Source organism: Streptomyces sp. NPDC001315 (genome assembly GCF_042896175.1).
In the GTDB taxonomy this organism is placed as follows: domain Bacteria; phylum Actinomycetota; class Actinomycetes; order Streptomycetales; family Streptomycetaceae; genus Streptomyces.
On record NZ_JBIAWZ010000004.1, the window covers coordinates 59,363 to 81,143 of the forward strand.

The window sequence follows — 21,781 nt, forward strand, 5'->3', positions numbered from 1 at the left end:
AACACCGAGCGCAGGGAGCCGCACAGCCGGCCGTTGCGGAGGCTGGAGCCGGCCCGCCTGCTCGCCTTGCATCAACACAGGTGCGAGGCAGTCCCTTCAACAGGAGGAACGTTGAGACGTCGAATCATGTGGGCTCTCCCGGCCGTGGCCGTCGTCGCCGCGTGCTTGCCCGTCACCTTCGCGGGCTCCGCATCCGCCAACGCCCTGTGCGGAACCAGCGCGACCGACAAGGACTCCACCGCCTGGGACGCCACCGGAGGCGGAGCCAACATGCGCAGCGGGTCGAGTACCTCATGCGCCATCAACGGCATCGCAGCCTCGGGTAACCATCTCGACTACCACTGCTACACCTGGGGGGCCGACGGCTACAGCTGGACCTACCTGCGCAACGACAGCAAGAGCCCCGACGTCTACGGGTGGGTCCGCGACACTCTGCTGAGCGACGGCGGCAGCCTGGTGCCCTGCTGACGCTCCATGACGACGGCGTCTTCGTCTGCGGCTGCTCCGGAGAAGGCAGCCGCGGACGAAGACGGGGTGCCTGCCGGTCAGCCCGACTCTGCCGGAGATCTTGGAGTTTCCCCGCTCCGGAGATTCCCGTCAGAGCCAAGCTAAGGCCGCGGCACGTTGCGCAGGTTGGAGCGGGCCAGTTGGAGCATCCGGCCGACTCCGCCGTCCAGCACGATCTTCGACGCGGACAGCGCGAAGCCGGTCACCATGTCGGCGCTGATCTTCGGCGGGATGGACAGGGCGTTGGGATCGGTGACGATGTCGACGAGGGCCGGGCCCTTGTACCGGAAGGCGCCCTTCAGGGAGTCGGCGAGCTGCTTGGGCTTCTCGACGCGCACACCGTGGGCACCGCAGGCACGGGCGACGGCGGCGAAGTCGGGGTTCTTGTTGGCGGTGCCGTACGAGGGCAGGCCCGCGACCAGCATCTCCAGCTCCACCATGCTGAGGGAGGAGTTGTTGAACAGGACGACCTTCACCGGGAGGTCGTGCTGCACCAGGGTCAGGAAGTCGCCCATCAGCATGGAGAATCCGCCGTCCCCGGACATCGACACGACCTGCCGGCCGCGGTCGGTGAACTGCGCGCCGATCGCCATCGGCAACGCGTTCGCCATCGAGCCGTGGGAGAAGGAACCGATGACGCGGCGACGGCCGTTGGGCGAGATGTAGCGGGCGGCCCAGACGTTGCACATGCCGGTGTCGACGGTGAACACCGCGTCCTCGTCCGCCAGCTCGTCGAGTACGGACGCGACGTACTCCGGATGGATCGGCACGTGCTTCTCCACCTTCCGCGTGTACGCCTTGACGACCCCCTCCAGCGCGTCCGCGTGCTTCTTGAGCATCCTGTCGAGGAAGCGGCGGTTCTCCTTGGGCCGCACCCGCGGGATGAGACAGCGCAGCGTCTCCTTCACGTCGCCCCACACCGCGAGATCCAGCTTCGAGCGCCGGCCGAGGTTTTCGGGCCGGACGTCGACCTGGGCGATCTTCACGTCGTCGGGCAGGAAGGCGTTGTACGGGAAGTCGGTGCCGAGCAGGATCAGCAGGTCGCACTCGTGGGTGGCCTCGTAGGCCGCGCCGTAGCCGAGCAGTCCGCTCATGCCGACGTCGTACGGGTTGTCGTACTGGATCCATTCCTTCCCGCGCAGCGCGTGCCCCACCGGGGACTTGACCTTCCCGGCGAACTCCATGACCTCGGCGTGCGCGCCGGCCGTGCCGCTGCCGCAGAACAGGGTGATCTTCTCGGCCTCGTCGATCATCTCGACCAGCCGGTCGATCTCGGTGTCGCCGGGCCGGACGGAGGGGCGGGTGGTGACGAGGGCGGTCTCGACGGCCTTCTCCGGGGCGGGCTGGTCGGCGATGTCGCCGGGGAGGGAGACGACACTGACCCCGCTGCGGCCGACCGCGTTCTGGATGGCGGTCTGCAGCAGCCGGGGCATCTGCTTCGGGTTGGAGATCAGCTCGCTGTAGTGGCTGCACTCACGGAACAGCTGGTCGGGGTGGGTCTCCTGGAAGTAGCCGAGGCCGATCTCGCTGGAGGGGATGTGCGAGGCGAGGGCCAGGACCGGGGCCATGGAGCGGTGGGCGTCGTACAGGCCGTTGATGAGGTGGAGGTTGCCGGGCCCGCAGGAGCCCGCGCAGGCCGCCAGCTTCCCCGTGATCTGGGCTTCGGCGCCGGCCGCGAAGGCCGCCGTCTCCTCGTGGCGGACGTGGATCCAGTCGATGGCGGAGTTCCGGCGTACGGCGTCCACGACCGGGTTCAGGCTGTCGCCGACCACGCCGTACAGGCGCTTGACTCCGGCACGGACGAGGATGTCGACGAACTGCTCGGCTACGTTCTGCTTGGCCATGACGCTGTGTACCCCTTCGGTCTCCGGGGATGCCTTTGGGTTCCATGAATTCACAGCGAGTGCCGTTACGCCTCCCAAACAGCGGCCGCCGTACGGTCGTCCGCGTACCCCTTGACCCGGACCAGGGTGTCGGCGAGGAACGCCGCGAGGCCGGGCGCCACCGGGCCCGACCACCGCCCGCCCAGGTACCCGCACAGTTCGGGCTCGCCGCGCAGCGGCTCGGCGAGGCCGCCGGTGCACACCAGCAGCGTGTCACCCGGTCGGGCTACCGAGGCGCGGAAGCGGAAGGGTTCGCGGGGCGGCCCGGGGGCGGGTTCGTACGGGCTCGGAGGGGTCGGGATGCCCAGGTCCATGGTGAGCCGGTCGCCCTCGGGGGTCTCGCTGGGCAGCGAGCCGAAGCCGACCACCGGCTCCCCCGTGATCTCGGTGACCCGCGGCTCGATGTCCTGCCACTCGCCGTCCCGCAGCCGGAACAAACCGCCCCCGCCGACGCCGAAGAAGACGCGCGTACGGCATGCGGGGTCGGCGGGGAGCAGCAGGCAGCGCAGGCCGGCCGCGTACTCGTCGGGGTCGATGCCCTGTTCGGCGGCGCTGGCACGGAGCTTGCCGAGGCTGCGGTCGGTGAGGCGGTGCAGGCCGGACTTGAGGTCACCGCGCCGGCCGGCCCGGATGTCCTCCGCGAGCCGGGCGTGGCTGCGGCCCACCGCCCGGCCGATCCAGTGGCAGGCCTCGGCGGCCGCCCGGTGCGCCCCGGCCGTGGCGCGGGCTCCGGTCGCCATCGCCACCAGCACCAGTGCCGTCTCGCCGTGGCCGAAGCGTGCGGTGAGCAGCGAGTCGCGGCGCGGCTCGCCCCGGAAGCGCGCCGAGTCCCCGCGCGCGGACACCGCGCGCAGGGTGCAGGCGCCGTAGCGGGCCCCGTCGAGCACGGTGTCGGCGACCAGGTCGTCGAGTTCGTCTGGGTCGGCGGGCGGCAGCGCGGTGGGCTCGGCGTCGTAGGTGGGTGGGCCGGAGCCGACGTAGTCGACGGTGGGGAGGTCGAGGCGGGTGGCGGTGCGGATGTCGGCGGCGGCGCCTTCCGTCGTACGCGCGGCCCGGGGTGGGACGGTCGGGGAGGAATCGGGGCGGGGCGGGCCGCCTTCCGCGGCGGCGGAGGTGGCGTCGGCGCCTTCCTCCGGGGCTGGTGCCTCCATGGAGGTGCGGCCGCCCGTCACGGTCACGGCAGGACCGGTCGTGGAGCTCGTACGCTCCCGGGGTGTGCGCTGCTCGAACCCCGGCGGCATCGGTCCGGGCGGGAAGGTCGCGGGGCCCTCGGGTGTGGACGGGGAATCCCCGGGGGCGCCCCGCCGTGGCGGCCCTTCGCTCGGAGCCGCGTCTTCCGGCGCGGTCCGTCCGGCCTCGAGCGTCCCCGCCACCGAGGCGAACCGGTCGTCCAGCGAGTCGGCCGCGACCGCGGGTCCCGTGTCCTCGGTGGAGTCGTCGTACAGCTGCCCCCACCAGTCGTCCTCCTGACCGGTGGGCCTTCCCCCCTGCTGGCTCATGCCCCTGATTGTCCACCGCACGGGCCGTATGAAAACGGGGCATCAGGAAATTCCGGCGCGGTCTCGTCGCGTCGGACGCGTGTCGAGCGAAGAGTCGAACAGGGATGCGAGACCAGAAACGAGTGGTGAGGCACGAAGAGAAGCGAGAGAAACGAGAGGTGAGGGGAAAAGTCGCCGGGCGGCTCCACCCCCCACGGGAGAACCGCCCGGCGACGTCTGGTGACCCGGGTGCCTTTCGGCCGCCCCGGCAAGTGGTGGGCCACTTTCCTGAAGATCGACTGTGCCGGTTGATCACGTTGCACTGCCGTATCGCCACATTGGCAGAGTGACCGGCGGTACGGCGATGATGTGCGGAGGCGGGTTTACGCCGTGGCCGGTTCCCGCCACGGTTCTGACCGCCGGTTTTGCCTTCGGTGAAGTCTTGGGGAGGGACGACACTCCATGCTGGGAGCGATAGGTCTTGACGCGATGCACGAGTCGGCGTATCGCGCGCTGGTGTCCGTGGGCGCGGCAGACGTGCCCGATCTGGCGCGTCGGCTGACCCTCGGGGAGCAGGACACCGAGCGTGCCCTGCGCCGACTGGAGCGGCACGGGCTCGCGGCCCAGTCCTCGGGCCGGCCCGGACGCTGGGTCGCCGCGCCGCCCGGGGTGGCGCTCGGCGCGCTGCTCACTCAGCAGCGGCACGAACTGGAGAAGGCGGAGCTCGCCGCGGCGCTGCTCGCCGAGGAGTACCGGGCGTCGGCCGCCGAGCCCGCCGTGCACGACCTGGTCGAGGTGGTGACGGGCGCGGCCGCCGTCACCCAACGCTTCCTCCAGCTCCAACTCGGGGCGAGCGAGGAGGTGTGCGCCCTGGTCACCGACCGTCCCGTCGCGGTGACCGGCATGGAGAACGACGCGGAGGAACAGGCGGCCGACCGCGGCGTCCGCTACCGGGTGGTGATCGAGCGGGCGGTGCTCGACCAGCCGCACGGCATCACGGAGCTGTCCGCCGCACTCGGCCGCGACGAGCAGGTACGGGTCGTGGACAAGGTGCCGACGAAGCTGGTGGTCGCCGACGGGGCCATCGCCCTGGTGCCGCTCACCTCGCAGATGACCGAACCCGCGGCGCTCGTGGTGCACTCCAGCGGGCTGCTGGAGCTGCTGTCGGGCCTCTTCGAGTCGGTGTGGCGGGACGCCCTGCCGCTGCGGCTCGGCACGGACGGCGTCACGGAGCAGGAGCCGGACGGCCCCGACGGCACCGACCTGGAGATCCTCTCCCTGTTGCTGGCCGGGCTGACCGACGCGAGCGTCGCCAAGCAGCTCGACCTGGGCCTGCGGACCGTGCAGCGCCGGGTGAAGCGGCTGATGGAACTGACGGGGGTGACGACCCGGCTGCAGCTGGGCTGGCATGTGTACGAACGGGGCTGGGTGGCACGGGACTGACCTGCGGTTCCCCCCGGGCTCAGGCACGCTGGGCAGATGGGAGTGTGGGAACTCCTGCTGGTCGGCCTCGTCATCCTGCTCGGCCTGTGCGGAGTGCTGGTGCCCGGCGTGCCGGGGTCGTGGCTGGTGTGGGCCGGGGTCCTGTGGTGGGCCCTGAAGGACCCTCGACCGGTCGCCTGGGGCGTCCTCGTGGGCGCCACCTTCGCGCTGTTCTTCTACCAGGTGGTGCGCTGGGCCCTGCCGCCCCGACGGCTGCGCGAGAGCGGTGCCACCCCCCGCATGGCGGTCTACGCGGGGGCCGGGGCGTTCGCCGGCTTCTTTCTGATACCCGTGCTCGGCGCGATCCCCGGTTTCCTGGGCGGCATCTATCTGTGCGAACGGCTTCGCCTCGGCCGGTCCAGGGCGGCCAGGGCCGCGGTCCGCACGGCGATGCGGGCCGGCGGCTGGAGCGTCCTCGCGGAGCTGTTCACCTGCCTGCTGATCATGGGGGCCTGGCTGGGGGCGGTGGTGTGGGGGTGACGAACGGGCCCGGGCCCCGCCGCGGTAAGCCCTCAGCGCAACCTGCGGCACAACCCGAAGGTCGCCCTGGTCGTCGCGGCGGATCCACAGCCGGGGGCTGGAGGAGGGCGGCGTCGGCGGCGCCGGGAGGGCGCTCAGAAGGCACCTTCGAGCGTCAGCAGCCGCACCTTGCGCTCCAGACCCGCCGCGTATCCCGTCAGCGAGCCGTCGGCGCCGATCACCCGGTGGCACGGGCGGACGACGAGCAGCGGATTGGCGCCGATCGCACCGCCGACGGCCCGCACGGCGGCTCTGGGGGCTCCGATCCGCGCGGCGATCTCGCCGTAGGTGGTGGTCGCCCCGTAGGGCACGGTGTCGAGGGCGTCCCACACCTTCTCGCGGAAGGGCGTGCCCTCGGCGCGCATCGGCAGCCGGAACTCCTTGAGTTCACCGGCGAAGTAGGCGGCGAGCTGCTCCGCGGCCTCGCGGAAGGGCGCGGGATCCGGCCGCAGGCCGTCCAGGTCCGCGAGGGTCCGGCCGCCCTTCTGGCCGGACAGGGACAGCGAGACCAGTACACCGTCGGCGTCGGCGGTGAGCAGGAGCTGCCCGACAGGGCTGTCGAGGCTGGTCCAGTACGTCGGGCCGGTCATCGGTCCTCCCATTCGTCTTCGTCCCGCTCCGCTGCCGCGCGCAGGTGGTGCAGTGCGTACGAGCGCCAGGGGCGCCAGGTGTCGGGGACGTCCATGCCGGGGGGCGCGACGTCCGGGTCGCCGAGGGCGCGGGTGCGGATGACGGCGACCGTCCGGGCGTCCATGCCGGGCAGGGCGAGCAGGGCCTGCTGCGCGTCGTCCCGGTCGGCGCCCGCGTCCAACCGTACGGTCCCGTCGGCGAGGGCGGCGGCGAGCGTGCCCAGGGGGCCGTCCCGCTCGGCCTCGGCGAGGGCGGCGGGTTCCGGGAAGAGGTGGGTGAGCGTGCCGGTGGGCGCGTCCAGCGCCTTGCCGCAGCCGCGCACCAGCTGCTCGGCCGCCGCCCGCCCCATCAGCGCCCGCAGCGCCAGCTCCTCCGGGTCGGCGGCGCCCGGTGAGCGCAGCCCCGGCCGGGCGGCGACCAGCGGGGCGAGCCTCGGGTCGGCGCCGAGCCGCTCGTCGACGGCGTACGGATCGGCGTCGAGGTCGAACAGCCGCCGCAGCCGCTGTACGGCGGTGGTGAGGTCCCGTGGATCGGTGAGCTGCAGCCCGGCGTCGAGCCAGCCGCCGGAGTGGGCGGCCACGGTCCCCCGCTGCGTTCCCGGCCGCTCGTGGACCGCGACGATCCCGGTGCCGTGCGGCAGGCGCAGGGTGCGCCGGTAGGTACGGTCGCCCCGGGCACCGCTCACCTCCTCGACGCCTGGGACGGCCTCGCGGGCGAGCAGGTCGAAGACGGGGCCGGCCTGGTAGGGCCCGCGGTGGGCGAGCCGCAGCGGGATCCCGGCGGCGGGCGTGGCCCTGGCCCTCGGTCCGACCCGGGGCGCGGCGGCCCGCAGCTCGCTCGGCGTCGAGGCGTACACGGCCCGGACGGTGTCGTTGAACTGCCGTACGCTGGCGAACCCCGACGCGAACGCGATCTCGGTGACCGACAGCTCGGTCGTCTGCAGCAGCACGCGCGCGGTGTGCGCCCGCTGGGCCCGCGCCAGGGCGACCGGCCCCGCGCCGAGCTCGGCGGTGAGCTGCCGCTGCACCTGCCGGGCGCTGTACCCCAGCCGTACGGCGAGCCCGGCGACGCCCTCCCGGTCGACCACGCCGTCGCCGATCAGCCGCATCGCGCGGCCCACCACGTCGGCCCGCGCGTTCCACGCGGCCGACCCCGGCACGGCGTCCGGCCGGCACCGCCGGCAGGCCCGGAACCCCGAGCCCTGCGCGGCGGCGGCCGTCGCGAAGAACCGCACGTTGCGCCGCCGCGGGGTCACGGCGGGGCAACTCGGCCGGCAGTAGATGCCGGTCGTCTCGACGGCGAAGAAGAACTCGCCGTCGAAACGGGCGTCCCGGCTGCGTACGGCCTCGTACCTGGTGTCCTCGTCCATCACAAGGCCAGTGTGGGCGATGCCGGGACGTGGGGCTGGCGGGAATCGGACCTGGCGCTCGCCCGCCGGCCTGCGGCTACGTACGGATCACTGCCAACGCCCTCTCTTCGCCTCCATGGCGGCCCGCCCCTCCGCTCCCTTCCGCTTCCAGTCCTTGCGGATCTCCGCCCGGAGCCTCGCGTCGGTCTTGGCGACGATCCGCTGGTTCTCCCGGACCAGCTTGCGGTAGCTCTCGAGCCGTCGCTCGGGCAGCTCCCCCGTCTCGATGGCGGCCAGCACCGCGCACCCCGGCTCGCTCACGTGCGAGCAGTCGTGGAACCGGCACTCCCGTGCCAGCTCTTCGATCTCGGCGAAGACCTGACCGACGCCGCTTTCGGCGTCCCACAGTCCGACCCCGCGCAGCCCGGGGGTGTCGATCAGTACGCCGCCGCCCGGCAGGGCGAGCAGGTTGCGGGTGGTCGTCGTATGGCGGCCCTTCCCGTCGACGTCCCGCGTGGCCTGCACCTCCATCACGTCGTCCCCGAGCAGCGCGTTCGCGAGCGTCGACTTGCCCGCGCCGGACTGCCCGAGCAGCACGGCCGTGCCGCCGGAGACGAGGGCGACGAGCAGGTCGAGGCCGTCCCCGTCGTGGGCGCTGACGGTCAGCACCGGCACTCCGGGCGCCGTCGTCTCCACGTCCTGGACGAGGTACGACAGCCCCACCGGGTCCGGCACGAGGTCGGCCTTGGTGAGCACGACCACGGGCTGGGCCCCGGACTCCCAGGCCAGGGCGAGGAACCGCTCGACCCGGCCGAGGTCGAGTTCGGCGCCCAGGGACACGGCGATGACCGCGTGGTCGACGTTGGCGGCGAGGATCTGCCCCTCGGACCGCTTGGAGGAGGTGGAGCGCACGAAGGCGGTACGGCGCGGGAGGAGCGTCCGTACGTACCGCGGATCGCTGCCGTCAGGGTCGACGGCGACCCAGTCCCCCGTGCACACGACCTTCATCGGGTCACGGGGCACGACGAACTCGGTATCGGCACGGACAACGCCTGCCGAAGTGACGACATCACACTGACCACGGTCGACACGCACGACACGGCCGGGCAACAAACCCTGCTGTGCGTACGGGGCGAACTCGGCCTCCCGGTCCGCGTCCCACCCGTACGGCACGAGAGGGCGCGGGAAAGACGAGGACGAACCCAGAAGAGAAGAGGAAGACAAGGGGTGACCCTTCACAAGGGTGGCCCCGGCACCGCGCTCACAGGCGCGGGAGAAGTGGAGAGATCAGCCGGAGACCACAGAGGTGGACTTGATGAACTTCCGGATGCGGGCAGCACCCATCTCAACGACAGCCATCGGTCACACCTCCCAACCAAAACAAGTCACCCGCGGCAACCCCGGGTCGCCGCTCCATCGCAACCGACCCTAGAGGTATCCGGATCACGACGCCATCGAATTACGCAACGAGATCACCACCGGTTCCGACAAGGCGGCGCCGCACCCCCACAAGGGGTGCGGCGCCGTCCGTGCTTGTTGCGGTGATGTGCTGTCAGTACCTCAGCCGCTGCAACCCGTTCGCCCACGGATTGACGAGGTACACCGTGCGGGTCTCGGGGTCGAGGTGGAGCCCTCGGCGGGAGGTCGACTCGAAGTTGGTGAGGCCTCCCATGGTGTTGACGAGGTTGGCGAGGGGGTGCCGGGCGAGGACCTTTCCGGTGGCGGGTTCGACGACGGTGATCTCGCTCAGGGCGTTGTTGTCGCCGGTGGTGGTCTCCTCGTAGAGATGAGCGACGACGGCCACGTCGTTGCGCGTGTCGAGCGCGGGCCAGACCACGCCGCGGGTGCCGAGGTCGGCAGCGGTGCCGGTGGCCAGGGTGTGCTGGTCGGCGGCGCGCCAGGTGCCGGTCGGGAAGGAGCCGCTGTTGTAGTCGGGCGTGGCGGGGCCGGCGGCTACGTAGACCTTGTCGCCCTTGCCGTCGGGCAGCAGACCCGCGGTGCACTGCGGCATGGCGCCCATCGGGGAGACCGTGCGGGCCTCGGGGTCGAAGCTGACGGCGGCATAGGGGACGCGAGCGTTGAGGCAGGGGCCCTGGGTGCCGGTGGTGGCGACGAAGAAGGTGCCGGTGGACGCGTCGACCGACACATTGCTGAAGGCGCGGCCGGGGCTCGACTGGTTGACGGGCAGGGGCTCGGAGACCTCGCCGCTCTTCATGTCGACGGTCCACAGCTGATCGATGCCGGAGACCGCGTTGTATGTGACGATCACGGCACGGTGCCGGTCGGGGTCGACGGCGCCGCCCTGGTAGTAGACGGACTTGGTGCCTGCCTCCGGGTCCAGCGTGGTGGTCCTGACCTCGGCACCGGTCTCCGTGTCACGCAGGTCGATCGCCGGAAGGACGCCTCCCGCGTACGGCCTGTGTGCGATGAGGGTGTTGCCGGTCGTGGGGTCGGCGCCGACCACCATCCGCATCATCCCTGAGCCGGTGTCGGTGGAGACGGCGGAGCCGAGGCCGCCGTCGGCCAGCGAGTATCCGGTGACGCTGCCGCCGGTGAGCTCGCTGTCCTCGGAGAAGGTGTCGGTGGCGAGCAGCGCCGTGTCGCCGGTGACCTCGAAGTTCTCCAGGACGCCGGAGACGAGGTCGCCGTCGAGGTACTCCAGGAAGGAGGTCGGGGAGGCCTGGCCCACGGGCTTGCCGTCCCGGGTGGCGATGATCCGTACGGGGTACTGGAGGCCGGTGGGCAGGCCGAGCGCCTTCAGATCCAGGCTGGTACGGCCCTTGGCGGACGGCAGCGCCCGGAACAGGGTGGAGGCGTGGTCGACGCCGTTGTCGTCGCGTCCACTGCCGTTCTGGTTGGTGGTGGTGTTGAGGGCGCCGTACAGGGTGGGCCCGGGGGTGAGGAACTCGATGGCGGCGCCGTCCGCGCCCCGCACCGCGCGGGTGTCCCAGGACACCGTCAACGTACGGTCCTTGTAGGTGAGTTGAGCCGAGTGCGCGGTGGCGGTGCCGTGGCCGATCAGGGGCGCCTCGGGGCGCTGGTCCGCGCCGGCTCCCACGGTCAGGGCGCGGAAGTCGCCGTAGACCTGTCCGCCGTGCAGGGTGATGCCGACGCCGTAGAGGCCCGCGCCGCCCGGTTCGAAGGCGGTGGCGGGGATGGTCACCGTGCCCTTGGTCGCGGTGAGCGGGGTCCTCCAGGTGGCGCGCCACTTGTCGGCGGTGGTGAACGGCGTCCAGTGGCCCACGGAGGAGAGCACCAGTTCGGGTTCGGTGGTGTCGCGCAGGCCGGTCAGGTCGTAGTGGACGGTCACGGACTTGCCGAGCGGGGTCCTGCCGGGCGCGGTGGGCGCCTGAGGCTGGAGGTAGGTGCCGTCGGTGGCGCCGAAGGTCAGCGCCCGGCCCGCCGAGGCGACGACGCGGCCGTGGTCGAGTGCCTCGAAGGTGACCTCGATGCTGCGGGACTCGCTCGAGGTGAGCGGCAGCCCGGCGGCGGCGAACAGTTCGCGGGGCAGGAGGCGCAGGCTGGGGCCGGTGGCGGGGATGGTCTTGCCGCCGTCGACGCGCAGCCGGTAGGTGAGGCCCTCGCGGGCGCCGGTGAGGTCGAGGCCGAGGGTGATCGGGGAGACGGCGTTCTGGCCGATGCCGTTGCCGTCGTCGTCGCGCGGTCCGCCCAGGTCGATGGCGTCCGGGTCGGTGGCCTCCACGAAGTTGGTGGTGGGGGTGACGGACATCAACTGCCGTTCCGCGACCGAGAGCCGGGCCGCGGCGGGGGTGATGTCGTGCTTCTCGGCCAGGACCTTCTCGACGGCGGCGGTGACGTCGAGCTGCGGACCCATGGTCAGTTCCTGGTCGGTCTGCGGGGGCTGGGCGAGCGGGCGCCCGGTGTCGATGAGCAGGTCGCGGACCTGGCGCGGGGTGAGCTTCTGCCCGGTGCCCTCGGCGGCCGACAGGACGTTCGCGGCAGCGGCGGCGATCATCGGGGCGGAGGCGGAGGTGCCGCCGCTGAGGACGACGCCGGTGCCGCCGGGGATGTGGATGAGCGAGGGCAGGTTGTCGCCGGGGGCGGCGAGGTCGATACGGCTGCCGAAGCCGGAGGAGTAGCCGGCCGTGCCGTTGTAGCGGGTGGTGGGGTAGGCCGAGGTGCGGACGTCGCCGGAGGTCAGGGTGTCGTCGGTGGTGCTGCCACCGGCGGCTATCACGCCCGTGTCGCGGACCTTCGAGGGGACGGTGGTGGCTGCGACGTCGTCGATGCCGGTCTCGGACTTGGCGCTGGTGGTGCGCTCGGTGGGGGTGCTGCCCCCGTCGGGTCCGACGGAGACGGGCAGGCCGAGCCGGGTGCCGTCGTTGGAGGAGACGACCACGACGATGCCCGAGTCCACGATCTCGCGCAGGCTCTCGCGTATCTCCGGGTCGTCCTCCAGCCAGCGCGACGGGAAGCCGATGGAGCCGTCGGTACCGAAGCCCAGGCTCGCGGTGATCACGTCGGGCCGGGGTTTCTGGGCGGCGGCGGCGCGCAGCGCGGCGGCGATGCCCGTGGTGGACGGCTCCTCGGGGATGACGAGGCGGTAGTCGGCGCCGGGGGCGATGCCGAGCAGGTCGGTGGCGCCGCTGCCGGTCGCCTCCGGGCGCTGCCGGTCGTGCGGCAGCGGGGCCATCATCGAGAAGTCGAGGAGGACCTCGCCGAGGTTGGGGTCCTGCCCCTCGATGCTTCCGGCCGGGTCGAGGTGGCCCTCGTTGTCGCTGGTGTAGGTGGGGATCAGCGGCAGGGAGGGGTAATCGAGGTAGCGCCGGCCGTCCTTGACGACCGTGGTGGGCCCGTACTGCTGGACGTACGCGTCGCCCGCGTCGGCCATGGACTGGTCGGTGAGGTCGCCGAGGGAGACGTTGGTGACGATCTGCCCGGCGCCGGGGAGGGCGTTGAGGTAGGTCGCGGTGTCCTGGAAGGCGCCTACGGCGTTGACTCCGCCGGCGTTGAGGTACGACTGGAAGGACGTGGTCAGGCCCGCGTTGGTGGGCGCGTCGGCGATGTCGTGATCGGCGGGGGCAGCGCCGGGCGCGGCTTCGGGCGCGGTTTTGGGCGCCGCGGAGCGTGCGCCGGCCGCCGTCGGAGGGGCGAGGTCGTCGATGGCGGACCGGACCTGCTCGGGCAGCTCGACGGCGCCGGTGTTCATGGTCTGGGGGCGGACGGCGGAGGAGGCCGAACCGACGCCCGAGCTGACCTGATACGGCGTCGACTTCGCCGCGTCGGCTCTTCGTTGCAACAGCCCGGCGGACGGAGTGAGCTGCTCGCCGAGCCCGCTGCTGCCGGTGCCGCCGGGCACGGGGAAGGGGCGGGTGGTGCCGTCCTTGGCGGTGAGTGTGCCGGTGCCGTCGTCGCTCCAGCGGACGATCGAGCCGTCGGCGAGGGTGATGCTGTGGGCCGCGGAGGAGGAGGCGGAGGTGGCGGCTGCCTGCGAGCCGGGCCGGGCGGACTCGGCCGGGTGGGCGGCGGGGGCCGCCGTGACAGCGATGATCAGGGCCGTGAGCACCGCGACCGGCGCTCTGAGATGGCGTGGTGACATGCGACGCCCTTCGGGGAGGTCCCTGGTGGGAGGAAGAAGAGGGGGAAGTCCAGCCACGTCTTCGGGACTGGCGGGGCGTGCGGGTGGCGTGATCAATCTCGCGGGACGCGTGGGCCGGAACAAGACCGTCGGCGCGCGCGTTCGCGCAATTGCCCACATGTGCTGAGTCGTCCCAGCGGACTTACCACCGGAGCCCGTTGAGCTTCAGCATCGGTTCGGACCGGGCTCGCCCCGGCCCCGCGCACAGGAGTGTTCAGGCCGTATGAACGTCATCTCGAACAGCCCATGGGCGGCAGCCGGTCTGGACGCGACCAGCGGGCGGGTGCTCGAGCACCTGGTGGGCGTGCCGTCGGCGGACGCGGCCACGGTCGCGGAGGCCGCCGGGATCTCGCCGCGCGAGGCCGAGGAGGCGCTGCGGCGGCTGGAGGGCGCCCTGCTCGTGATACGCCTCGACGGGCGGCCGGTGCGCTGGGCCGCGAGTCCGCCGCGCGCGTCGCTCGGCGCGACGCTGGCCCGCCGCCGGGCCGAACTGGCCGCGGCCGAAGGGACCTTGGACCGGCTCCAGGAGGCGTACGAGGCGATGTCGGGCCCTCGGGCCGCGCACCTGATGGAGGTGCTGGAGCACGAGGAGGAGGTGTCCGCGCGCTACACCCAGCTCCTGAAGCAGAGTTCGGTGGAGGTGCTGCACCTGGCGAAGCCGCCGTATGTGACGGGCACCGAGGTGTCCTCGGGCGACCTGGGCGTGGAGGTGGGGGTGCAGCTGCGTTCGGTGTACGAGACGGACGGGTTCACCGACGCGGTCTCGCTGGAGACGGCGCTGCGTGGTACGGCGCGGGGCGGGGAACTGCGCCTGGCCTCGTGGCTGCCGGTGAAGCTGGTGGTCTTCGACCGGACGGCGGCGCTGCTGCCGGTGCGCGGCGACCGGCCGGAGGCGGGGTCGCTGGTGGTCCACTCCCCCGCGCTGGTGGAGGCGCTGGCGGCGCTGTTCGAGAGCTTGTGGGCGGGGGCTACGCCGGTGTCGTTGGAGAGCCGGGACGACTGGCCGGTGCCGGGCGGGGCGAACGGCCTCGGCGGCGCGGATGGTTCGGAGGGTCCGGGCGGCCCGGACGTGCCCCGGGTCGACGAGCGGACCCGTGAGATCCTCCGGCTGATGGCCACCGGCCTGAAGGACGACTCCATCGCCCGGGTGCTGAAGGTGAGCCGCCGCACCGTGCAGAAGCACGTCACCGACGCGGGCAATGCGCTGGGCGCGAAGACCCGCTTCCAGATCGCGCTGCGGGCGGCGGGGCGGGGGTGGCTGGGGCCGGAGCACGGGGCAGGCGACTGAGGCCTGCGGGCTCGGTTGTCCGCGCGCCTCGAAGGCAGACGCCGGGGTGGCCGGACGTGCGCTGCGGGACGAGCTCGAGCAGACACTCGCCCTGCTCCACTCGATCTGACGGGGCGGACTCGTCCGCCCATGGTCACGGCTCGGGACGGCTCAGGACTGCGTGCAGTCCCTCCCGTTGAGCGTGAAGTCGTACGGCGCCGAGTTCTTGTCCTGCCACGAGGCGAGGAACCCGAAGGCGAGAGAGCTGTTCGCGGGGACCGACTTGTTGTAGTCGGCGGCGGTGGCGGTGACGCGGGAGCCGTTCTGGGCGACGGTCGCGTCCCACATCTGGCCGACCTTCTGGCCGTCCCGGAAGGACCAGGCGACCCGCCAGTTGTCGAGGGTCTGCACGGTGGTGACGGTGACCGTGGCCTGGAAGCCGTCGGGCCACTCGTTGACGAGGTCGTACTGGACGTGGCAGGCAGCCGCCCCGCTCTCCCCGGGGCCGGGCGTGTCGCCGGCTGCGGTGGACGAGGAGGTGCCCTGGGGCTCCGGGTCGGGATCGGGATCGTCGTGCGGGGGCGTGGCCGACGTACCGCCGGCGGAGGGCATCGGGGAGTCGGGGGAGGCCGACGCGGACCCGGTGGCGTCGATGGACGGCACGGAGGGACGGGGGTCGGCGACCGGCTGACGGTCGTCGCCGGCGGCGGCGGTGTCGTCGCCGGTGCCGCCGAAGGGCATCATCGACACGGCGAGCGCGAGCATCGAGACCAGGACGGCGGCGACGAGGAGTCCGTTGCGCACGACGCGCGCCTTGTGGGCGCCGGCCTTCACCTCCTCGTTCTCCGCGTCCTTGTCTTCGGGGCGGGGCGCGCCGAGGCGCACCTCGACGGCCCGGCGGCGGCGCTCCAGGTAGGCGAGGCCGCCCCAGCCGATCACCCCAACGGCGAGGGCGGCGGGCAGCCCGCCCCCGTGCAGCCGCAGACACGCGGCGGCCTCGGCACACTCCACGCAGGTGGCGAGGTGCCGGGAGAGGTCGCCAGGGGTGTCGGCCGCGGGCGAGCGGGTGACCGCGTCCAGCAGCCGGACGTAGCTGCGGCACTCCGCGTCGAGCGGCGTGTCCAGGTGGTTACGGTGGCAGCGGTCGCGGAACAGGCCCCGCACCTGGTTGAGTTCCTCGGTGGCGGCGGCCGGGTCGAGGCCGAGCCTGCGGGCCACCGCCCGCACCGGCAGCGCCTCCACTTCCGCGAGCCACAGCAGCGCCGCGTCCGGCTCCTGCATGTCGCGCAGACCGCGCAGGGCGATGGGGCGGCGCAGCGGCGGTCCGGTGTAGCGGGCGGCCTTGCCCGAGTTGAGCCACAGGCGCAGATCGGGGTCGAGCTTGTGCCCCTGGCCGCCGGCCTCCCAGGCGGCCGCCGTGGTGCGTACGGCGGTCAGCAGCAGCGGGATCCGGGGCAGCCCGGAGGGACGGCGGCCGGCGCCGCGCCGCATCCCGGTCTCGGCCTCGCGGGTCTCGCGTACGCCGAGTGCGAACGCCTCCCTGGCCAGCTGCTGGGCGGCGGTGGAACCGGCCGTGCAGAGGTCGGCGTAGGAAAGGACCGCGTCCCAGCACTCCGAGAACAGCGCGGCCTCGGCGGCGTCTCTGGGGGTCGGCAGGTCGGGCATGAGTCTCCTGCATCCACAAGCGAGGTCAACTCACCATACTGGCAATGGAGTTGGGGGGAACCTCGCGGCAGAACCCGAGCCTTTCACGCTTCGCACACAACTGACAAGCGCCCTGTTCAAATGTCATGACGTGGCGGTCGCGCGGCCGGCCGGCATACGCGGGGGGAACCTCAACTCCGCCCCACTGTACGGATTGCGACCGCACTTGTACTCACCGCGCGCACCACGCGTCACACCGTCGTGGTCTCCTCCGCGGTTCCCCCGGCGCCCTGCTTGGCGGTCTCCTCGGCGGGGAGGCTGTCCATGAAGGAGCTGACGGAGAAGACGGCGTTGCCGGGGCCGGGCGGGCCGTATCCGGGAGGCGACGACAGGCCGAAGTCGTCCATCGTGGCGCGGTAGGCCTCGAGGAGCCGGATGTGGTACTCCAGCGGCGCGCCCTGCGGGTTGGCCTTGCCGAGCGGGGTCGTGGGCTCCGGGCACCAGGTGGTGAAGCGGGGCGTGATGCCGTGCGACATGAAGAACCGCAGGCCTTCGGTGGTGGATGCGATGGCCTCGTCGACGGTGGTGAAACCGAAGGGCTCGGCCATCTCCACACCGGCCACGAAGTTGGGGATCACGTTGCGCGCGCCGAAGATCTCCGCGGAGTCCAGGATCCGCTTGTGCCACTCGTCGCGGCCGACGTAGCGCTCCTTGCCCGGGCAGTACAGCTCGAACAGCCGGCGGTCCCACACCTCGTAGTTGGGGTGGTAGATCTGCACGCCGTAGTCCTTGAACCGCTGCACGTCGGCCTTGGGCAGCGCCTGCGCCACGACCTTGCCGATCCACCGGCCCGGGAAGCGCTCCTCGATGGCCTTGGCGTAGTGGCCGTAGAAGTCGGCCTCGTCCCGGCCTGCGACCGTCTTGGTGATCGCGCCGCCGGTGAGGGTGTAGGCGGTGGACGCCTTCTGGGTGTCGTAGCGGTCGATGATCTCGAGCGCCTCCAGGACCTCCTCCACGTCCTTGACGCCCGTGTACGGCCGCCCGGCGGCCTTGTGCTGGCGCCAGTTGTGGTTGATGTCGCAGTACTGGCACTCCTCCTTGGCGCCGAAGTACTGGCAGACCCGGAAGACGGTGAGGTAGATCAGGTAGCCCCACTGGATGGTGGGCGCCACCTCCATCACGGACTTCCCGTTCGAAAGGGTGTGCCGGTAGTACTCGGGCATGGGCGGCACGCCGACGTCGGCGATGCGCGCGCCGTCGAGGTAGAGCCCGAGCAGCCCCTCCTCGTCCGCCGCGACGCGGTAGGGCGAGGCCGGGTTCACGCGCACGGAGACGACGGTCCGCCGCAGGTCGTACGGCCCGCCGGTGAGGATGATCTCCTCCGGCGGGCGCCGGAGCGCGGCCTCGCCCAGCTCGGGCAGGGTGCCGTGGTCGAAGGAGAAGATGAAGTAGGACTTCGGCTTGACCTCGCCCTTCTCGTTGTCGCTGAGGGCCGACGGGTCGAACGCCACGCCGCCCCGAAGCAGGTCCTCCTTGAAGACCGCTTCCCGCGGGACATGCGGGAAGCGCTCCATCAGATCCTCGACCAGCGCGGTACGGCTGCCCATCCGTCTCTCCTCCCAGCTCAGACGTACGACTCCTCACGGTATGCCCCCGGTGCCGCGTGGTCGGTGCCGGGTCCCCCCGCGTGGCGTGCACCACGCACAAACCGCCCATTGACGACCCTGACACTTCTCGTCAGGATTGTCAGCATGAGCAAGCGGGACGACATCGTCACGGCCGCCGTCGAGGTGTTCGGCCGTCATGGCTTCCGCCGGACGTCGATGGACCTCGTGGCACAGGCCGCCGGGGTCTCACGTCCCGCGCTGTACCAGCACTTCCGCAACAAGCGGGACGTCTTCACGGCCGTCGCCGCCCGGGTCGCCGACCATATGACCGAGGCGGCGCGGCTGGCACGGGACGCCGAGGGCACGAGCGCCGACCGGCTGTACGGGGTGCTGTCCCTGAAGCTGGAGGCGGCGATCGGGGTCGCCGGGGCGCGCTACCGGCAGGAGCTGGTCGCGGAGGCGGCCGCGATGGGGGTGACCCCCCTCGAGTCGGGTCTCGTCGCGGCCCTTGCGGACCTCCTCGCCGACACCCCCGACCCCAGCGACACCGCCGCCCTCCTGCTCGCCTCGACCGCCGGCATCGGCCAGTCCGAGGGCACCCCGGAGGAGCTGCGCCACCGCCTGCGCCGCCTGGTCGAACTGGTCGTCGGCGGCCTCGGCACACCTGTCCGGAGTGGGAGCTGAGAGACATGCTCGGCACCGTACTGCTCGGGTTCGCCGCCGGTTTCCGGGCGGGCAACGGGCTTCCCTGCTACGTCGCCGGAAGCACCGGCGAGCGCACGAGCCCGGGGCCGTTCCGCCCGTCCGCGCTCACCCATGTCGTCAGCGGCTGGACGATGCTCCTCGTCGCGGCCGTGTGCCGGCACTTCGCCGACACGGCGTCCCATCCCCTGCCGGCGTACACGGCGGCAGCCGCGGGCGTCCTCGCCGTCGGGCTCGTCCACGCGCGACTGTGGCGGGCCGATCCCTGGGGCACGGCGCGGCGGGGCACCACCTCCTCGGCCGCCCGAGGCGGAGGGGTAGGTTCCTTCGAGGATTCCTGGATCTCGTTCTCCTCGGGAGGGACGACCGCATGGCCGAGACCGTGAGCAATTGGGCGGGCAACATCACGTACGCCGCCAAGGAGGTGCACCGCCCGAGTTCGTCGGCCGCGGTGTGCTCGATCGTCGCCGCGAGCGCCCGGGTCCGGGTGCTGGGCAGTGGGCACTCGTTCAACGAGATCGTCACCCCGGGGGGCGAGGGGGTGCTGCTCTCGCTCGACGCCCTGCCCGCCGAGGTCGACGTCGACACGGCCGCCCGTACCGTACGGGTCGGAGGCGGCGTCCGGTACGCGGAGCTCGCGCGGCAGGTGCACGGGCACGGACTCGCGCTGCCCAACATGGCCTCCCTTCCGCACATCTCCGTGGCCGGGTCGGTGGCGACCGGTACGCACGGGTCGGGGGTCGGCAACGGGCCGCTCGCGGCGGCCGTACGGGAGGTGGAGATCGTCACCGCCGACGGGTCGACGCTCGTCATCGGGCGCGGGGACGAGCGGTTCGGCGGGGCCGTCACCTCGCTCGGCGCCCTCGGAGTCGTCACCGCGCTCGTCCTCGACCTGGAGCCGGCCTTCGAGGTCGAGCAGCATCTCTTCACCGAACTGCCCCTCGCCGGGCTGGACTTCGAGACGGTGGCCTCGGCCGCGTACAGCGTGAGCCTGTTCACCGACTGGCGCGAGCCCGGTTTCCGGCAGGTCTGGCTCAAGCGGCGCAGCGACCAGCCGCTCGCGGACTTCCCGTGGGCCGCGCCCGCCACCGAGGCGCTGCACCCGGTGCCGGGGATGCCCGCGGTCAACTGCACGGAGCAGTTCGGTGTGCCGGGGCCGTGGCACGAGCGGCTGCCGCACTTCCGGGCGGAGTTCACGCCCAGCAGCGGTGCCGAGCTCCAGTCGGAGTACCTGCTTCCGCGGGCCCGCGCCCTCGACGCGCTGCACGCGCTCGACGCGATCCGGGCGGTCGTCGCGCCCGTGCTCCAGACCTGCGAGGTGCGCACCGTGGCCGCCGACGAGCAGTGGCTGAGCCCCGCGTACGGGCGGGACACCGTGGCCCTGCACTTCACCTGGGTCGAGGACACGGACGTCGTGCTGCCGGTGGTGCGGCGGGTGGAGGAGGCGCTGGACGCCTTCGAGCCGCGGCCGCACTGGGGCAAGGTCTTCGCCGTGCCGGCGGACGTGCTGAGGGGGCGTTACCCGCGGCTCGGTGACTTCCGGGCGCTGGTGCGGGAGCTGGATCCGGCCGGAAAGTTCACCAACGTGTTCGTGCGGGACGTCCTGGGCGACTGACTTTATAAACCCCCTTTCCTTACCCCTTGTCGAAAGTCCCCGTGCCCCCATAGCCTGACGCCGCGCCGGTGCCGACGTGGCCCCGGCCCGGACCGGAAGGGATGCGAGGGGGCTCCGGTGAAGCGCACATCACGTGACATCCGTACCGCCAACCGCTACGAGGTGCTGCGCCAGATCATCGCCGCGTCGCCCACCTCCCGGCAGGAGTTGGCGGCCGCCACCGGCCTCAGTCTCGCCACGGTCGCCACGCTCGTCGGCGAGCTGCTCGACCTGCGCATGATCACGGAGGTCGGCTTCGAGGACTCGGCGGGCGGACGCCCCCGGGGCCTGGTGGCCGTCAACACCTCCGGGGGCGCGCTGATCGGCGTCGACATCGCGGAGACGTACGTCCATGTCGAGCTGTTCGACCTCGCGCTGAACGTCCTGGCCCGCGCGGAGGAGGACATGCGCCCCGGCGAGAGCCTCCCGGAGCAGGTGGTCAGCCATGTCGCGGCCGCCGTCGGCTCGGTGGTCGCGCAGGCCGGCGTCGAAGCGGCCCGCGTCCTCGGCGTCGGGGTGAGCGTGCCGGGGCAGGTGGACCGCGACACCGGGATCGCGGAGTACGCGCCCAACTGGGACTGGCACGACGTGCCGTTGCTGGATCTGCTCTCCGAACACATCGCGTATCCCCTGTACCTGGACAATCCGCTGCGCGCCTGCGCGGTCGCCGAGCTGTGGTTCGGGGCCGCGCGCGGGCACGGGGACGCCGTGGTGGTCAACCTCGGGACCGGGGTGGGCGCCGGGCTGGTCCTGGGCGGCGGACTGCACCGGGGCGTGAGCAACAGCGCCGGCGAATGGGGTCACACCACGCTCGTGCTGGACGGGCGGCTGTGCCACTGCGGCAATCACGGCTGCGTGGAGACGTACGTCGGCGCGCCCGGGATCATGCTGAACCTGCGGGAGTTGAGCCCGCGCAGCTCACTGCTGCACCCGGAGGACCAGACGGCCACCATCGACGCGCTGGCCCGGGGCGTGGGCGCCGGCGACCCGGTGGCGGTCAAGGTGGTCCGGGACACCGCCCGTTACCTCGGTGCGGCTGTCGCCGACCTCGTCAATCTCCTCAACCCCGAAGTGGTCGTGCTGAGCAGCTGGGTCGCCTCCAGGCTCGGCGAACCGCTGGTCCACGAAGTACGCGAGGCCGTCGCCCGGCACGCGCTGCGGCGGCCGCTGGCCGCCACCGAGATCGTCCTGTCCCCCATCCCCACCGACCCGGTGTGCCTGGGCGCCGCGACCTTCGCGCTCGAAGGCGCCCTCCAGTCCGTGGGGCAGAGGACCGGCAAGCGCTCCACCCCCGCAAGGAGCCGTACCGCACCGTCTTCATGACGACGGAAGGGGGGCCCGGTGTCGGTGAAGTGCCACCACCGACTGCGGCAAGGTGAGCCTCTTCACCTGCGACGCAGGCACCGACCAGGCCTGGGCCAGGCGGTAGCCACCCCTGGAACCGAGGGTCGCCGGAACCCC

General features: G+C 72.3%; 16 protein-coding genes. 8 read left to right on the plus strand and 8 right to left on the minus strand.

What is annotated here, in order from left to right:
• Nucleotides 1-111 precede the first annotated feature (111 nt).
• Nucleotides 112-468, plus strand: a complete 357-nt coding sequence (locus ACFY16_RS13780; RefSeq protein ID WP_390647309.1) for an SH3 domain-containing protein — start codon at nt 112-114, stop codon at nt 466-468.
• A gap of 140 nt (nt 469-608) precedes the next feature.
• On the opposite strand, the gene ACFY16_RS13785 is transcribed toward ACFY16_RS13780, so the two are convergent.
• Both ACFY16_RS13785 and ACFY16_RS13790 read right to left on the minus strand, forming a co-directional pair.
• Nucleotides 609-2,351, minus strand: coding sequence for a pyruvate dehydrogenase (locus ACFY16_RS13785; RefSeq protein ID WP_390647310.1), 1,743 nt, complete (start codon nt 2,349-2,351; stop codon nt 609-611).
• A gap of 65 nt (nt 2,352-2,416) precedes the next feature.
• Entirely contained in the window at nt 2,417-3,889 is a 1,473-nt protein-coding gene (locus ACFY16_RS13790; protein ID WP_390647311.1) for a protein phosphatase 2C domain-containing protein, read from the minus strand.
• A 441-nt stretch (nt 3,890-4,330) separates the two neighbouring features.
• Between ACFY16_RS13790 and ACFY16_RS13795 the strand changes: the two genes are divergently transcribed.
• Nucleotides 4,331-5,311, plus strand: a complete 981-nt coding sequence (locus ACFY16_RS13795; protein ID WP_390647312.1) for a helix-turn-helix domain-containing protein — start codon at nt 4,331-4,333, stop codon at nt 5,309-5,311.
• Nucleotides 5,312-5,347: 36 nt separating this feature from the next.
• Nucleotides 5,348-5,830 carry a DUF456 domain-containing protein gene (locus ACFY16_RS13800; RefSeq protein WP_355505055.1) on the plus strand — a complete coding sequence of 161 codons (483 nt, stop codon included), beginning with the start codon at nt 5,348-5,350 and terminating at the stop codon, nt 5,828-5,830.
• A gap of 134 nt (nt 5,831-5,964) precedes the next feature.
• Here ACFY16_RS13800 and ACFY16_RS13805 read toward each other — a convergent pair whose 3' ends face one another.
• The 4 genes from ACFY16_RS13805 to ACFY16_RS13820 all read right to left on the minus strand — a co-directional run bounded on the left by ACFY16_RS13805 (nt 5,965) and on the right by ACFY16_RS13820 (nt 13,407).
• Nucleotides 5,965-6,459: a methylated-DNA--[protein]-cysteine S-methyltransferase gene (locus ACFY16_RS13805; protein ID WP_390647313.1), complete on the minus strand. Its 495-nt coding sequence runs from the start codon at nt 6,457-6,459 to the stop codon at nt 5,965-5,967.
• Nucleotides 6,456-7,868 (minus strand): bifunctional transcriptional activator/DNA repair enzyme AdaA, encoded by a 1,413-nt coding sequence (locus ACFY16_RS13810; RefSeq protein WP_390647314.1) that lies wholly within the window; start codon nt 7,866-7,868, stop codon nt 6,456-6,458. Before ACFY16_RS13810 ends, ACFY16_RS13805 begins: the two co-directional genes overlap by 4 nt.
• A gap of 87 nt (nt 7,869-7,955) precedes the next feature.
• Nucleotides 7,956-8,870 (minus strand): ribosome small subunit-dependent GTPase A, encoded by a 915-nt coding sequence (rsgA, locus tag ACFY16_RS13815; protein WP_390647315.1) that lies wholly within the window; start codon nt 8,868-8,870, stop codon nt 7,956-7,958.
• Between the two features lie 529 nt (nt 8,871-9,399).
• Nucleotides 9,400-13,407, minus strand: a complete 4,008-nt coding sequence (locus ACFY16_RS13820) for a S8 family serine peptidase (protein WP_390647316.1) — start codon at nt 13,405-13,407, stop codon at nt 9,400-9,402.
• Nucleotides 13,408-13,669: 262 nt separating this feature from the next.
• Between ACFY16_RS13820 and ACFY16_RS13825 the strand changes: the two genes are divergently transcribed.
• Nucleotides 13,670-14,734 (plus strand): LuxR C-terminal-related transcriptional regulator, encoded by a 1,065-nt coding sequence (locus ACFY16_RS13825; RefSeq protein WP_390647317.1) that lies wholly within the window; start codon nt 13,670-13,672, stop codon nt 14,732-14,734.
• Between the two features lie 150 nt (nt 14,735-14,884).
• Here ACFY16_RS13825 and ACFY16_RS13830 read toward each other — a convergent pair whose 3' ends face one another.
• A complete protein-coding gene (locus ACFY16_RS13830; RefSeq protein WP_390647318.1) occupies nt 14,885-16,378 on the minus strand; it encodes a cellulose binding domain-containing protein in 1,494 nt (497 codons plus the stop codon).
• Between the two features lie 230 nt (nt 16,379-16,608).
• The gene (locus tag ACFY16_RS13835) at nt 16,609-17,964 is read right to left on the minus strand and encodes a radical SAM protein (RefSeq protein WP_390647319.1); all 1,356 of its coding nucleotides are present in this window, start codon (nt 17,962-17,964) and stop codon (nt 16,609-16,611) included.
• A 144-nt stretch (nt 17,965-18,108) separates the two neighbouring features.
• Here ACFY16_RS13835 and ACFY16_RS13840 point away from each other — a divergent pair, with 144 nt between their 5' ends.
• From ACFY16_RS13840 to ACFY16_RS13855, 4 genes are all read left to right on the plus strand, one after another.
• Nucleotides 18,109-18,648: a TetR/AcrR family transcriptional regulator gene (locus ACFY16_RS13840; RefSeq protein WP_390647320.1), complete on the plus strand. Its 540-nt coding sequence runs from the start codon at nt 18,109-18,111 to the stop codon at nt 18,646-18,648.
• A gap of 5 nt (nt 18,649-18,653) precedes the next feature.
• Entirely contained in the window at nt 18,654-19,052 is a 399-nt protein-coding gene (locus tag ACFY16_RS13845) for a hypothetical protein (protein ID WP_390647321.1), read from the plus strand.
• The gene (locus ACFY16_RS13850) at nt 19,037-20,281 is read left to right on the plus strand and encodes an FAD-binding protein (RefSeq protein WP_390647322.1); all 1,245 of its coding nucleotides are present in this window, start codon (nt 19,037-19,039) and stop codon (nt 20,279-20,281) included. The genes ACFY16_RS13845 and ACFY16_RS13850 overlap by 16 nt, the downstream gene beginning before the upstream one ends.
• A 117-nt stretch (nt 20,282-20,398) precedes the next feature.
• Nucleotides 20,399-21,643, plus strand: a complete 1,245-nt coding sequence (locus ACFY16_RS13855) for an ROK family transcriptional regulator (RefSeq protein WP_390647323.1) — start codon at nt 20,399-20,401, stop codon at nt 21,641-21,643.
• Nucleotides 21,644-21,781: the final 138 nt, after the last annotated feature.